This window comes from Rapidithrix thailandica, from assembly GCF_039710355.1.
Taxonomy (GTDB): domain Bacteria; phylum Bacteroidota; class Bacteroidia; order Cytophagales; family Flammeovirgaceae; genus Rapidithrix; species Rapidithrix thailandica.
This window is the reverse complement of the sequence record NZ_JBDKWZ010000015.1, coordinates 121115-136129: the sequence shown is the minus strand read 5'-3', so window position 1 is coordinate 136129 and position 15015 is coordinate 121115. Positions and strand designations below refer to the sequence as shown.

Sequence of the window (15015 nt, the reverse complement as noted above, 5' to 3'; positions counted from 1 at the left end):
TACAACCACCGCCAACAAATAGCCTTACTATCGTACATAAGCCTTTAAGGTTGCCAGTGGCTTTTCAGGATTTTCTTCTACGGGGCGAATGGTATAAGCCCCCACATGTGCCGGGATAATGAACGTTTCCGCATAGTGTACGGTAAAAGGTGCAAAAGCATTTTCCGGGCTTTCCACCAAGGCTTCTTCTCCTTCTACCAAGCTCAGTACATGTACCGTTCCTTCTGTGTGATGGCTTACTTTTCGGGTAAACCAGTGCCTACGGGTTTCGATAAATTCCAATTCGTGTAGTCCGGTGCGTTCTTCGGCCCAACCCTCTCCTTCCGCTACTTTTTCAATACAATTCACCAAATTTTCCTTCACCCATTCGGTAGTCCGGTCCATTTGAATCACATTCATGCCATGATCGATATGAATCGGGCGGGGTTTTCCGTCCAAGCCCAATCGCCCCCAATCCCAAAGTTTGAACGTGAAGATGTAAGGCGTTGCGCTGATTTCCAAGACCATAGAATCCGTTCCCGAGCAGTGAATCGTTCCGGACGGAATCAGGAAATGGTCATGTTTCTTTACTTCAAAGCGGTTGATATATTTTTCATCGGGAAAAGCCCCTTCACCCCTTTGTGCTTTTTCCAGATCCGCCCGTAAATCTTCCTTTTCCACGCCATCTTTCAAGCCCAAATACACGATTGAGCCGGGCTTGGCATCCAGCATATAATAACTTTCGTCTTGTGTGTACGGCATTCCGAAATGGTCCTGAATATATTCGGTAGTCGGGTGCACTTGCATGCTTAGATTGCCCCCCTCTACCGTATCCAAAAAGTCAAAACGTATGGGAAACTCCGCCCCAAAGCGGCTGTATACTTTTGTCCCGAGCAATTCTTGCGGCCGGTAAAACACCAGGTTGATAGACGGGCTTTCCATCACCACTTCACCAAACTGAAGTAAGATGGAGTTTTCTTCCGGTACACAGTTAAAACACCAGGCAAAATTTTCCCTGTCTTTGTCCAGATCACATACCTCCTTCATCCACTGTCCGCCCCAAGGTCCCGGATCAAAGAAAGGGACCAGCATCAACGGTTGATTTACCGCTTGGTTCAAGGCTTCCCGGTAGGCCGCTCCTTCCACCATCTTAGGTTGTTCGGCCCGGTTGGTATCCAATATAAAATCCCAACGATGCATCAATTTCTTTTTCAATCGATCGCACATGCGCCAATCAATAAAAAAGCCCCATTTGTATTGGCGACTTACCTCGTCAGCGGCATTGTTTACCCCAATATTGCTCACAGTGTTGCTCCGCATCCGTTGTTGGATTTCCCACCGGGCCATATCGGCATACACCAATACATCCGGCTCCGCCAACAAAGAAGCTCCTACCCCTATGATGACGACTAAGCCTTGCGTCTGATCCAGCTGTTTTTTTAATTTTTCCGTTTGAGTATCGTCAAAATAATCCTCGATTTCCCAGTTAGTCATTTTCCCAAACACCCGGTCGTCTGTCAGATCGCGCTGCACCATGGCCCTAATAACGGACTCTTCTTTAAAACAAGCGCTACTTTCGATCAATCTGGCCGTCTGAAAGTACTTTTTGACCACACTGACAAGCGCTTGCTCATAGACTCCTTGGTAACATTCGATGGCCAATACGACCCGTTCTCCGGATTGTTTTTGCACAGCATTTTGAAGCTGGCTTGCAATAGCTTCCCAGCCTTCCCAGGCAAGTTCATCCTTTACGTTTGCCTTTAAAATCGGAAATTTGTTGAATTTAGACCTCTTCACGATAGATTTAGGTTTTGCACGCCCCTACTAATCCCTTTAACAAGTAGTAGTAGTATCAGGCATGCGGAGTTGATTTTTATGTTTTATAAATGATTGAAAGACAAAGTTTTTACCTCTCGAAGCGGTAATACCCCCCCAACAAAGCCGCTGATTGATCGAAATGCGCTTTTACTACCTTCACCTCTCCCCAGGGGGTCCAGGCATGCTGTTGTACGTACTGTTGGATATAGGGAATGATCTCCTCCGCACTTTGCATAATTCCCCCACTAAGAATTACCAACTCAGGGTCGTAAGCATGGATTAAATTAATCGCCACAGCCGACCAAACTTCCAAGCTTTGCTGTCGGATACGCAAGGCCAATGCATCTCCTTGTTGAGCCGCTTCAAATACTTCCTTGTAACCAGGCTGAGGCAACTTTCTCAATGGACTCTCCTGACACTCTTCACTTTCCCGGATCAACCCGGGCAATGCCCAAGAAGAAGCTAAAGTTTCCGCACAACCTCTGTTTCCGCAAATACAGGGCTTCCCGGAAGCTTGCAAGGTGAAGTGCCCGCCCAAGCATCCTGCTTGAAAGTGTGTCCCCCGCAAGGGTTTCCCTTCCATAATGACGGAAGAGCCAATACCCGTACCCAAGGTAATCTGCACAATATTTTGATATTCCTTTCCAACACCGAACTGCCACTCACCCAACAAAGCCATATTGGCATCGTTTTCCACGGCTAACGAACATTGCCAAAGCTCCCGGACCATTGCTTCCGGGTCTACCCCAATAGCATCTTCGAATTTATCTTTCGGTGTAGAATGAATCCGGTTGCTTTTTGAGTCTACCAATCCCGGAAAGGCCAGTCCCACTCCTTGCAAGTCGTTTAGCGAAGCTCCTATTTGTTGTGCCAGTTTGATACTTTCCGATTTGCACAGCGATAAATTCTCCAACATACTGCTTTTGGGCAAGGCTTTCACCTGGCTCGTGGCCAGGACTTCTCCATTGGCCACCCAACCTAACTTGAGGTTTGTGCCACCCATATCGATTCCGAGTATTTGCATACTTGTTTTTTAAAATAATGCTGTATTTCTGTAAGGAAATTTTGATTTGTTTAATTGTCCATACATATTGAAATTCAAAAAAATAGTCAGTTATAAGCTAATACTACAATCCTTCAAGTGTATACCGTCTAAAAACTTCCGGTTAATGCCGCTCAATCTCTATGGAGTAGGTAAAGCTATCGGCCCTGTATTGCACAATATTGTATTCGATAGGCCTTCCCCCCGGATCACATACCAGACGCTTCCGGTGCAGTACCGGGTCTCCCTCCTCTATTTCTAAGAGATCCGCTAATTCCTTATTGGCTATTCTGGCAGAGATTTCCTCTTTGGAAATAGCTACCAAGATGGAAAAGTTTTCTTCCAAGAGTTCGTACAAGGGTTTGTTAAAATCCTCTTCACCCGTAAGTCCTATACGCGGATGGAGATACGATTCGCTGACCAGGCTAGGTCCTTCGTCCGTTCCCCGCAGACGGGTCACTTTGAGTACCTCCGTTTCTTCAGGAATTTCAAAAGCACTGGCTATCGCCTCATCCGGTTTTTGCCAGGCCACTTTGATTTTATAATTAATAACTTCCAAGCCTTTTTTGCGCATCTCTTTGGTAAAACTCACCCAATCATCCAAGCGGGTGTTTACCTGAGAATGCGCCACTTTTGTGCCCACTCCTTTTTTTCTGATCAACAACCCTTCATATACCAGTTTGTTAGTGGCCTGGCGGATGGTATTCCGGGAAATCCCCAACTGATTGGCCATATCTACCTCTTTCGGCAAAAATTTTCCCTCCTGGTATTCCGGCTGTTGGATTAATTCCCTGAGTAATTCTTCTACCTGTAAGTGCAAGGGTACTCCGCTCTTATGGTTTATTTTTAGTTTTTTCATAGAAATTTCAGGTATTAAGGATGATGATCAGAGGTTTACTATCAATACATTATCAACTTTTCATTCATAAACCAAGGCCATCCGTTTGGTTACACTTAAAAGGTTGTCTAAAAAGTCAAAAGAACATAAAATATCACGAAGGCTCTAAGATAGAAATAGATGCAATCATATGACTTACAATAAGTTATCCCTATACAAACCTTAGTCCTTTGTGGTTATATATTTGACTTTCTTAGACAGCCTCATTTATTTACGGTTGACTCTCCACCGTACCGGCCCACTCTTCCAGCATCATAATGGACTTGGCCAATACTCCGGCAGAACCACGGAAAATACCGGAGCCTTTCGGTTGGTTGTCAACGGTATACCACTCAAAAAATCCCTTATTGGCAACGACCCGGTCCGTCATAGGCAATAGTTCCTGATACGCTTCTTTGACAAACCCATGGGTAATCAATGCCTGGATCATCCTTCCGCCAAACCAAGTCCAGTCGCCTCCGTTTTGGTAGCTGTAAGGGCCCATGCCTTTATTTTTAAAACTTCCCTCCGGGTAAGTCGGATACAGGGTCAGTCCGATACTGGCTGCTCCGCTATTCTTCACATTTTCTTGCATGGCCTTCAAAGATAATTGAATCTGCTCTTTATTCAACAAACCCGCTTCAATCGCTACGGCTGTTCCTCCGTGATAGAAGATCGCATCTTCCTCCAGATCTTCGGAAAAAGGAGAACCATTCAGGTAAATATGTGGGATAAATTTCTTTCCATTCCACAGGTGCTTCATGGTATTAGTGGCAATCTCATCCCTGATTACTTCCCACTTGGTAACTTTTCCTGCATCGTCTTTTGCCAAATCCAAAAAGTTATTGATAGCAATCACAAACATTGCATTGTCATAAATATCAATAGCGTAATGCGTATCGTCTGTCAAATACACTCCCCAATCGTGCTCGGGCTGTACATCCCCCCAATCGGCTGTAGTTGCCCCCCAAAGCAAACCATACTCTTCGTTATAGCGATGCTTAAGCAAAAAGTCCATCGACCATTCCAATCGTTCCAACACCGTTTTGTCCTCGACCTTTTCCGCCAAAAATGCCTTGTCTCCGGTCGTTTGTACATATTTCCACACTGCTTGTACCAGTGAAGCTTCCTGGTCGGTTTCTACCGTATTCTTATGTGCGGCATATTCCGGAGCCAAGTCCGAATAGCGATAGTCGTAACCACCCGTATGTGCTTTTTCTTTAGGGATATAACCGTCAACAATGTTTCCGTCCTCCCCTTGAAAATAGAAAAATATCAACAGGTTCTTTTTAATCGCGGTATGTTCTTGTACCTGGCAAGACAACTCCAGAAAGGTGTTAAAATCCCGAATCCAGACCTCTCCGTATCCGTCTCCGGCCGTAAAACCGGTTTTCAGAATTCCTTTGGCCATTTCCATTACGGTTTTAAAGCTTTGGTTACTTCGAATCGAATCAGCCAAAACCTGTGACTCCGTTGCCTTTCGGGCATTCTCCGCTTTTTTTTGGCCACCACAGGCCATCATCCATACGGCAGCGACTGTAACTAAAAGTAAGTTTCTCATTTTTATGTTAAGTGGTTTTAATTGGTTACCCTTATGATTTAATTTCCAAATGTTTCTCTTTGGGTGTGGCACCGTCTTTTTGCATCCAATGCGCTTCTATTTCTTCCAAAGATTTTCCTTTCGTTTCCGGAACGAATTTGATGACAAACCAGACCACCGGAAAGGTGATTGCGGCAAACAGCCAGAAAGCACCTTGGGGGCCGAATGTTTCCAACAACCACGGAAACGTTTGACTCACTAATGCAGCTCCTACCCATACACAAAGTGTAGCGATGGACATGGCCCGTCCCCGTATCCGGGTGGGGAAAATCTCGGACGCAATCACCCATACCACCGGACCGTAGGAAAAGGCAAAACAGGCAATGAAAAATAATAGCATAGCAATTAGAAAATATCCTGTGGTGATTTGCATCTGAAACAATATTCCCACGGTGATTAATGAAAACAGGGTCCCAAACATTCCTGCCAGCAATAAAGGTTTACGTCCCAATTGGTCGATTTTCCAAATGGCAACGGTGGTAAATAATACATTGACGACTCCCACCGTGACTTGCCCGCCAAAAGCATCTCCCAAGGTAAATCCGGCTTCTTTGAAGATCTTCGGACCGTAATAAATGATCGCATTGATTCCGCTTAGTTGCGAAGCCAAAGCCAACACAATTCCGATCAACATGGCCACCCGGAACTGCGGACTCATCACCGATACATGTGCATCTTGTTCTTGTTTCAGTGAAGTTTCAATTTCTTTAACTTCTCTTTCAGCTTCTTCCCGGCCATTGACTTTGGTTAAAATGGCAAATGCTTCTTCCCTTTGCCCCATTCTCAAAAGCCAACGGGGGCTTTTAGGTACTGTAAATAACAAAACCAGAAACAACAATGCCGGTATCGCCTCGGTCATAAACATTCCTCGCCAAACTTCTTCGTGAAATAACCAACTGACTAAACTGCCCGCTTCAAACCCATCCCCGGCAGCATATTTCAATAGGAAGGCATTGGAAAAATATGCTGACAAGATACCCACCGTAATAGCAAACTGGTAGAGGGCAACCATCCTTCCCCGCAAATGCCGGGGAGAGAATTCCGAAATGTACAAGGGTGATAGCATTGAAGCAATCCCCACAGCCACTCCTCCTGCCCAACGGGCGATGATCAATACTTCCAACTGCTCAGGCAAAGCGGAGAAAATAGCAGAAACGAAAAACAAGGCAGCCGAAACAATCAAAGTCAATTTCCGGCCGTACTTGTCGCTCAAATACCCGGCAAAGGCCGCTCCGATGATACAACCCAATAAGGCAGAACTTACTACCCATCCTTCCATCACTGCATCCAAGGCGAATTGGTTTTTCAAGAAGCCAATGGTACCGGAAATGACAGCCGTATCAAAGCCAAACAAGAACCCACCGAGGGTGGCAATCAAAGTGACTGCGGATAAGTAAAGGATATTTGAGCTTGTTTTCATTTTCTTATTTATATAATGTTCATATGTTTGAACATACTAAGATACATCAATTATCCTGATAAATACAAATTGTAAAAGAAAAACTTATGGTGACAGGAAAGGGAATGACAAATAAAAAAACCTTCCAGGTTTCCAAAACCTGGAAGGTTTAGAGGCTTAAAGATTCCTCCCTGATTGTTCCAGCAGTTCTTTCAAGCGAGTATTGAAATTTGTTTCTTCCATCAATTCTTCCAGGTTGATATGCATCCGGTACTTCCAATAGTTACGGGGGTTACCCGGTACATTGATCCGCTCGGCATAGACATCCGGCCTTCTTAAATGCTCATCCATTCCCAATAAATCTTGCCATGGAAACACCGCCCACATACTTGGAGAATATAAATGTTGAACAATGATATCCCGGACAATCCAAGACTCGCAAGCATAAGGCGCATTGCCATGATGGCCAAGAATATGATTATAAAACCGCTGGGTTTGCATACGGTCTTCTTCCCACCAGCCCCGGACAGTAGACATATCATGCGAAGAAGTCGAACACACCGACATATAAGGATAGTCTTTAGGGTGCCCGAATTCCACCTGCGGATTCTTGGGCATCCGCTGAATTTCTAAGGTCAACAAGCCTAAATCCCGCATGGTTGGAGGCACACAGTCCGGCACCATACCCAAATCTTCTCCGCAAACCAACATATTGGTCGCCTGAGTAATAACCGGAAGCTTCTTTAAAGCCTCCTGTTTCCAGAATTCCTCATGCCGTTTATAAAAATAGTCTATATACAGTTCATTCAAGCGTTGTTGGGTATGATGATCCAATTCCCGGTAAGTATAACTTGTATGTAACGAATGGCGGGGATTAAAGGCTTCTCCATTGGTAAAAGGGGCTTCTAAAAAGATTACTTCTGCCAACAAACTAAATAATTTTGCTTTCAGATCTTCCTTATGAGCACGCTCTTCCAATGGAGCTTCCTCTCCCACTTCCAGAAAAGCATCTATTTTCCGTTGGGTATCCAGCTCTTTTTTAAACTGAAAATGCCCCGGTTTATATTCATCCAGAAAAGTTTCCACTACATGATTGCGCTCTTCACCAAACAGGTCCGCTAACATATGTTCGCGAATATAAGGTTTACATAAGCGGTCATAATCAAACCAAATACCTCTGGAAGTAAGCTCGTCTTTGTGAAAAGGCATGGAAGGATTAAAATACCCCAACAAACCATCTACATGTTCCACAGGAATTTCCCAGATACGGAAAAAACCCAGAATATGATCGATACGGTACACATCAAAATACTCGGACATTTTCTGCATTCGCTTTCTCCACCAAGCATATTGATCTTTGGCCATTTCAGGCCAATTGTAAGTCGGAAACTGCCAATTTTGCCCAGTCAAAGAGAAAGCATCCGGTGGAGCTCCCGCCTGACTTTCCAAATTAAATTTATCCGGATACATCCAGGCATCCACACTAAACCGGGATATCCCGATTGGAATATCTCCCTTTAACACCACTCCGTTATCTCTTGCATATTCCGAGGCTTCCAGCAACTGTTTATGCAAATGGTATTGAATAAAATAATGAACGGCAATATCCGGAAAATGCGGTGTGCTCTCCTGAGTAAGTTCTTCAATACGTTGCACATCAAATTCCGCATATTCATGCCATTCACGATAATCTGTAGTCCCATACAAATCCCGCAAATAAGAAAAGGCTGCATAAGGGCGCAACCACTCTTCGTTGGCCTTAAAAAACCTTTGAAAATCCTTATCGGCCAAAAACTCCTCTTTTACTTCATCAAAAATCAACTTATAAAACCGGGATTTGATTTTCATCACCGCCTGGTAATCCACCGCCTCCTTTCTGTTCAAAATTTCCTTTTGCCGTAAAATAATCTCTTGCGTCACATTGGCCGAAAGTTGTCCCAATGCATCAATATTCAGATAGATAGGATGCAAGGCAAAGACCGATATGGCTTTGTATGGATAAGAGTCCAGCCAAGTATGTAAAGCCACCGTATCGTTAACCGGAAGCACCTGGATCATTTTCAACCCAACCTTTTTTGCCCAATCCACCATTAGTTTCAGGTCCAAAAACTCGCCTACTCCCAAGCTATTTTTGCTCCGCAGGCTAAACACCGGAATGGCCACTCCGGCAGCTTTCCATGGATGTTCATCGCGAAATTGTTCGTCAGACACAAGGTGCAATGCCGTTTCTTCTTCCATCGGTACAGGATGTAACCGCCTGTTCTCCCCATATTCCCAACGTAATACTCTTTTATTGGCCCGGTCATAGATCCCGTATTTGTATTCTATTGCCCCGGTACGGTCTTCAAGACTCACTTCTGTTTTTAAAAAGGGGTAGCCTCCCGAATCCAACACCAAAGCATGCTCTTCCTGCCATGCTCCCAGTGCCGGATCACTTCCCAACAAACACAATTGATACTGTGGCGAGAGTTGGGGAACTTGGATTTGAAAGCGATAGAGCGATTTTTGCAATTTTTTAGGCGCAGGTTTCCTCCCCGGCTTGCCTTTGGAAGTTTTTATATTCATAAAAACATTCGCAAAAGGAGCTGTATAAAACACGTTTTGTGGTAAGCCCGCAGCACGCCATTGATCATAAATTTCGATTTGATGACTGGTAACCGGATTCAGTTGAAGCTTTCGGTTTTCTCCCCATTCATGTAATGCTCCTTGTTCTCCCCGGACTATGTACCGGTATTCCAACGGAAAGTTTAACTGTTCCGGGTCAAGGCTCAAGGTGAAATGCCAGCTACCCTCTCCTTGTGAGAGCATTTCCAAAGCTTGTTCAGGGTTTCCACTTCCTAATTCAGGAATATTACCAATAATGAACAATCGCTGTCCCCATTGGGTGTGGTAGTGGATTTGAAAGTGCAGTCTAATCATGGTTATTTGCAATTAGTCATGGGAAAGTTGAAATGAAGAACCGGTAGTATCTTCTATAAATCCAGTTTAAAAATTGTCTTCAAAAAAAGAAGCTTGGCTGTAGAGTGATGAGTAGCCAACAGATAGGAAAAAATATAAATTTTCAGCTAAGTATAAAAAGAAAAGCACCGAAACCTATGTATAAAAAAGTGGATTTCCTGAAAAATCTATGTCTTCCGGACCGGTATGCTAAAATGACAACGAATACGGCTTTTTCGGGTAATTATTTCAAAAGACAAAAAGGCTTACCGGAAAAGTAAGCCTTTATTTCATCTTTATATGTCCATTGTAGAATTAAAACAGTTTTAAAAAAGCCACGATAAACGGAGCGGCAATTAACAAGCCATCAAAGCGGTCTAAAAAGCCTCCATGCCCGGGAATGCTCGTTCCGGAGTCTTTGATATGCATACTTCTTTTAAACAGGGACTCTACCAAATCGCCATACGTACCTGCCACTACAATGATCATGGAAATACTCAACCATTGCCATTGGGCCAACGATTTAAAAAAGTAAGAGAACGTCAAGCCCATGAGCAAGGCCAACACCCCTCCACCTACACTTCCTTCCCAGGTTTTTTTAGGTGAAACCCGTTCAAACAACTTTCGTCTCCCAAACGTACGGCCGGAAAAATAGGCTCCGGTATCGCTGGACCACAGGATAAACAAGGCGCCTAAAATGACTTCGAAATGATACTTTCCGTCAAAAAAAATAATAGTGTGCAATAAGGCAAAAGGCAAGCCCACATAAACGATTCCCAGAAAAGTATAGGCGATATTCCGGAAAGGTTTGGGGTCATTTGAACGGTAGAGTTTGATGAGATAAATCAATGGAAAAGAGACAAAAAATACGGAATAGTATTTATCATCCAGGATGCCCTTTTCTATTAAAAACGTCAGTATGTATAACAATAAGCCGTTAAACGTTCCAAACGTTTTTAGTGGCAAATTGCCTCCCAAACCCAAGAGTTTGTAAAACTCCAACATGGCAAAGGAGCAAATAAAGAGAAACACGATAAAGTAACTCCACTCTCCATAAATTAATGAACTGACAATAATGAAAGCTCCAATCACTGCCGCAACGATCCGCTGCGTCAATTCAGATCTTTCATTCAAAACGAACTTCATCTTCAATGATCTTAAGTGCTCTGATGACATTTTTTCGGTCTACATATATTTCTTTTTCCCCAAAGTTATTATAGGAAGAATCGGCCTTGTCAATGATAACAGAGGGGAAATATTCTTCTAATTTCATTTTCACTATTTCAGCTTGGTATAGCTGATCGGTACTATAAACTTTCGTCCAATTGTTCATTGTCTGCTATGGAAGCGTCCCGCTTTTATTCATTTTAGGCTAAATAATAAAACATTCTGAGAAAATGGCAAATTCTCAAGGGAATATTTTCTAGAGTCAGATTCCTGACATAGATTATTCTATCAGACCACGATGACTCTAACTTCTTAGCACATGCTTATTTAGAGAATATACTACCGTCTATTTTTCCAACTCCCAATCCTTTATTTGGAATGTGCAATTTTTTTAAATTGCCACAATAATACAGCAGAGACGGCTAAAGACAAAAAAGCATATAGCCAAGGCACATGTTCCACCTCTTCCAGGTTGGTCTCCACCACGCCTATTTGGTACAAGTATAACATGGTAAGTGTGAAACCATTATTGATAAAGTGAGCGAGAATAGGGAGTTTTAAATTACCTGACCACAAAAACAAATATCCGAATAAAACGCCCAACATCATCCGTGGAATGACTCCGTAAAATTGAAAGTGAAAAGCCCCGAATAAAAATGCGGTTAACCAGATGGCTACATGACTGTTTTTGAGCAAGCGGGATAACAAACGCTGCAATACCCCTCTAAAAAGAAGTTCTTCCCCAATGGCCGGAATTACTGCTACGATGACAAGCCCCAATAAATATTGACCGAAAGAATCAAACTGTGTAAGAAACAACGTGAGCTCCTTCAAACGGTCTTCCATCGCCCGTAACATGGTTTCAAATTGCGAGTCGGGTAAATCAATGCCTTCGTTTAATCCCACTAACATTCCGCTAAAAGGCATAAACATTAACATCAACACAACCGTGACCAAAGCCAAACCAAGACCTTTTTGTGCCAGAGGCTCGAAATACTCACTCAGTGCTTCACTGCGATACCCCAGTATAAACAACAATGAGGTACCGATAAATAAAAAAATACTACTGGCCCCTTGCATCAACAATACGACAGTTTTATAGTCCGGATAGGCATCAGGAGCCGCTGCAATGGCGCTAATCAAGCCTATATCAAAGTTGCAGAAGGGCATCGCCACTACAAAGGCGGCAAACTGGGAAATAAATAAACCGGCCACTCCCATCCCAACTAATACAAGTAATGATGAAAAATTGACAGGTTTTTGCGATTTTTGCGGTGGCGAGTTCAATATATCCATGTTGAAGCGTCTTAAACTAGAGAAATTCTAGGTTTATCATTAAAATGTCAAAAATATAGCAAAGTGGTAAAGATAGGAAATTTAGAATTAGGGGAGTTTCCACTTTTATTGGCCCCTATGGAAGATGTGAGTGACCCTCCTTTCAGGGCAGTTTGCAAAGAAAACGGGGCTGATTTGATGTATACCGAGTTTATTTCGGCGGAAGGCTTGATCCGGGATGCGGCCAAGAGTGTCAAAAAGCTGGACATCTATGAATACGAGCGTCCGATTGGTATACAAATCTTCGGAGAAAAAATCGATTCGATGCGTGAAGCTGCAGCAATTGCGGAAGAAGCTCAACCTGAATTGATCGATATCAATTATGGCTGCCCGGTAAAAAAAGTCGCTTGCAAAGGTGCGGGTGCCGGAATTTTACTGGATATTCCCAAAATGCAGAAGATGACCGAGGAAATTGTCAAGCGCTGTACTTTACCCGTAACGGTCAAAACCCGCTTGGGTTGGGACGATAAAACCATCCGCATTATCGAAGTGGCCAAACGGCTGCAAGATGTGGGAGTTCAGGCTTTGACCATTCACGGGCGTACCCGGAAGCAAATGTACAAAGGTGAAGCCGATTGGTCTTTTATTGCCGAAGTGAAAAATCATCCCGATATCCATATTCCGATTTTTGGCAACGGTGATATTGACTCCCCGGAAAAAGCCTGGGAATACCGTCATAAATACGGGGTGGATGGTATCATGATCGGACGCGCCAGCATTGGCTACCCTTGGATCTTTAAAGAGATCAAGCACTACTTTGAAACCAAAGAGTTGCTAAGCCCTCCTACCATGGAGGAAAGAATCCGGGTTTGTAAAAAACACCTGGACTTTTCGGTAGAATGGAAAGGTGACCGTAAAGGGATTTTTGAAATGCGCAGGCATTATACCAGTTATTTCAAGGGCATCCAAAACTTTAAACCCTACCGGAAGCAGTTGGTAGAAGCTGGGAGTTATGAAGAAGTTCGTGCTATTTTAGACGAGGTATTGGTGGGTTTTGAAGTGCATATAGACACACCTGCATAGCTCAATGCCTAAGCCAGCTTACAACCATACCGCTCGGGCCTGTTGATAAATAAAAAAGTCCCTGAACTACAGCCGCAAACTGTTCAGGGACTTTTCATTTCTTTTTTGTTATGCTTATTTTAAAGGTTTTTTGTACCTCCTGGTCCGTAAGTAATTTCTGTTGGATTACTATTCATGTTGTTTACATAATCCCGGGTGAGATTCACAACAAAATAATCAAACATAAGAAGAGCGCAAACGAGGGCACCACTGGCGGCATAACCTTTCAAAGGACTTAAGTATTGGAGAAACGAGCGATATAAACGGACCAATACCGCAATGTTTGAGATCAGTAAATAAGCAATTAACATTACATAGAAAAATGAGATCATAATAATTAGCAATCAATTAGCATCCAATAAGAGTAGATAGTGCAGTCGAAGTATTAGGTTTAAATGTTAATGCTATCCCAAACTAACTCAATAGTTATTCCACGATGTGTAGCAATAAATTGTCAAACAATTCAAATCCTACAACAGTAAGAACTAACTTGGAGGCGTGCTAATTTCCTAGGATTATCCTATAGGTTTTCAGCAATACAACAAGTTTACAGAATGGAAAGAAAAATCCTTCTGGAGCTATCTGCGACCACTTTTCGGGGTAGAACAATTGGTAGATTGGATAGTCAGTTATAAGCATCAGGAATCGCAACACAAATATAAAATTGAGTTCCAGAAATGCAAATTTTCATCGGTAAAATTTATTTATTCCTTTAAAAAGTACATCTTTACCCCTATGTGAATATAACTATTAAAAATAGCTAATTTTGTGAGGTACACTGTTAAACAAATACCGGCTAACCCTTACTAAAATCACTTAATTATGAAACATTCAAATTTGTTATTTCTTCTCCTCTTCTGGGTAACATTGTTAGCTCACCTGTCTGCATATTCACAAGAGAAGAGGGAGGAAAGTGATTGGACGTATGTAGATCATGAATTCCCGGAGAATTCCACTATAAAATGGGTGCAGATAGAAAACCTGTTTGGCAGTGTTGAAGTGACTGCTTATGAGGGAAAAAAAGTACGAGTGGACATTGAAAAAAGAGTCCGTTTTTCAAACTGGGACCAGTATGATTCCGCCCAAGTAACAGTAGAATTGGTGACCCGGAAAACCACAGATAGCCTGATCTTCTATGTGGATGCTCCTTTCTTACAAAAGCAATTTTGGTACGGAAGAATCAACTACCAGGTACAAAGTCTTCCCGGCGATTACAAAGTTACTTTTCACTTTCATATCGAGCTCCCTCATGGCGTCCAACTGGTGGCTAGTACGTTGGGTGAAGGTGATGTACAGGTGAAAGGCCTGAATGCTCAGGAAATACATTTAAACAATGTCAATGGGAACATTCAATTTGAAGGCGTTTCCGGCAAAACCACCGCCCAGACGGTACAGGGAAATATTACCGGTAGCTTTTCCAAAAACCCCTTCGGAAAAAGTTATTTTAAAACGACAAAAGGAAACATCCAATTAAGCTTTCAAGAAAACCTATCGGCTTATTTTAACTTTATAGCGGATAAGGGAACATTGACCTCGGAGTTTGAATTTGCCTCAGCAGGCAGAGAAGCGAGTAAAGATATCATTAGCAAAAACGGTCATGTCACTTATCAATTGAAAAAGCGGGAGAAGATTAAGGTCGGAAAAGGAGGCTTTGAATACCAGGTAGAAACCGGGGAAGGAAATATTATTTTGAAAAAAGGAAAACTAAAAAAATAGCGATGTCCTGCATCCCTCATTCATGAAAAAAGCAGAAACAAATGAGTAATCTATTTCTGCTTTTTTCACCTCTTGTATGTATC

11 protein-coding genes are annotated in these 15015 nt (G+C 42.9%); 2 read left to right on the top strand and 9 right to left on the bottom strand.

What is annotated here, in order from left to right:
* Positions 1-27 precede the first annotated feature (27 nt).
* From AAG747_RS22220 to AAG747_RS22180, 9 genes are all read right to left on the bottom strand, one after another.
* Positions 28-1776, bottom strand: a complete 1749-nt coding sequence (locus AAG747_RS22220) for a class I mannose-6-phosphate isomerase (RefSeq protein WP_346823436.1) — start codon at positions 1774-1776, stop codon at positions 28-30.
* 109 nt (positions 1777-1885) lie between these two features.
* Positions 1886-2821, bottom strand: coding sequence for an ROK family protein (locus tag AAG747_RS22215; protein ID WP_346823435.1), 936 nt, complete (start codon positions 2819-2821; stop codon positions 1886-1888).
* A gap of 142 nt (positions 2822-2963) precedes the next feature.
* Positions 2964-3698 carry a GntR family transcriptional regulator gene (locus tag AAG747_RS22210; RefSeq protein WP_346823434.1) on the bottom strand — a complete coding sequence of 245 codons (735 nt, stop codon included), beginning with the start codon at positions 3696-3698 and terminating at the stop codon, positions 2964-2966.
* A 250-nt stretch (positions 3699-3948) separates the two neighbouring features.
* Positions 3949-5277 carry a GH36-type glycosyl hydrolase domain-containing protein gene (locus AAG747_RS22205; protein ID WP_346823433.1) on the bottom strand — a complete coding sequence of 443 codons (1329 nt, stop codon included), beginning with the start codon at positions 5275-5277 and terminating at the stop codon, positions 3949-3951.
* 31 nt (positions 5278-5308) lie between these two features.
* The gene (locus AAG747_RS22200; protein WP_346823432.1) at positions 5309-6736 is read right to left on the bottom strand and encodes a sugar porter family MFS transporter; all 1428 of its coding nucleotides are present in this window, start codon (positions 6734-6736) and stop codon (positions 5309-5311) included.
* A 156-nt stretch (positions 6737-6892) separates the two neighbouring features.
* The gene (locus AAG747_RS22195) at positions 6893-9634 is read right to left on the bottom strand and encodes a 4-alpha-glucanotransferase (RefSeq protein WP_346823431.1); all 2742 of its coding nucleotides are present in this window, start codon (positions 9632-9634) and stop codon (positions 6893-6895) included.
* 333 nt (positions 9635-9967) lie between these two features.
* Positions 9968-10798 (bottom strand): phosphatidate cytidylyltransferase, encoded by an 831-nt coding sequence (locus AAG747_RS22190; protein WP_346823430.1) that lies wholly within the window; start codon positions 10796-10798, stop codon positions 9968-9970.
* Positions 10779-10931, bottom strand: coding sequence for a hypothetical protein (locus tag AAG747_RS22185; RefSeq protein ID WP_346823429.1), 153 nt, complete (start codon positions 10929-10931; stop codon positions 10779-10781). Before AAG747_RS22185 ends, AAG747_RS22190 begins: the two co-directional genes overlap by 20 nt.
* Before the next feature lie 257 nt (positions 10932-11188).
* Positions 11189-12115 carry a CPBP family intramembrane glutamic endopeptidase gene (locus tag AAG747_RS22180; RefSeq protein ID WP_346823428.1) on the bottom strand — a complete coding sequence of 309 codons (927 nt, stop codon included), beginning with the start codon at positions 12113-12115 and terminating at the stop codon, positions 11189-11191.
* A 63-nt stretch (positions 12116-12178) separates the two neighbouring features.
* Between AAG747_RS22180 and dusB the strand changes: the two genes are divergently transcribed.
* Positions 12179-13177, top strand: coding sequence for a tRNA dihydrouridine synthase DusB (gene dusB / locus AAG747_RS22175; RefSeq protein ID WP_346823427.1), 999 nt, complete (start codon positions 12179-12181; stop codon positions 13175-13177).
* A gap of 861 nt (positions 13178-14038) precedes the next feature.
* Positions 14039-14932, top strand: coding sequence for a DUF4097 family beta strand repeat-containing protein (locus AAG747_RS22170; RefSeq protein ID WP_346823425.1), 894 nt, complete (start codon positions 14039-14041; stop codon positions 14930-14932).
* Positions 14933-15015 lie beyond the last annotated feature (83 nt).

Bases quoted from the DNA above. Each gene is read 5' to 3' on its own strand.
- AAG747_RS22200 (WP_346823432.1), bottom strand. From the start codon at position 6,736: ATGAAAACAAGCTCAAATATCCTTTACTTATCCGCAGTCACTTTGATT.
- AAG747_RS22180 (WP_346823428.1), bottom strand. From the start codon at position 12,115: ATGGATATATTGAACTCGCCACCGCAAAAATCGCAAAAACCTGTCAAT.
- AAG747_RS22205 (WP_346823433.1), bottom strand. From the start codon at position 5,277: ATGAGAAACTTACTTTTAGTTACAGTCGCTGCCGTATGGATGATGGCC.
- AAG747_RS22195 (WP_346823431.1), bottom strand. From the start codon at position 9,634: ATGATTAGACTGCACTTTCAAATCCACTACCACACCCAATGGGGACAG.
- AAG747_RS22210 (WP_346823434.1), bottom strand. From the start codon at position 3,698: ATGAAAAAACTAAAAATAAACCATAAGAGCGGAGTACCCTTGCACTTA.
- AAG747_RS22215 (WP_346823435.1), bottom strand. From the start codon at position 2,821: ATGCAAATACTCGGAATCGATATGGGTGGCACAAACCTCAAGTTAGGT.
- AAG747_RS22170 (WP_346823425.1), top strand. From the start codon at position 14,039: ATGAAACATTCAAATTTGTTATTTCTTCTCCTCTTCTGGGTAACATTG.
- AAG747_RS22190 (WP_346823430.1), bottom strand. From the start codon at position 10,798: ATGAAGTTCGTTTTGAATGAAAGATCTGAATTGACGCAGCGGATCGTT.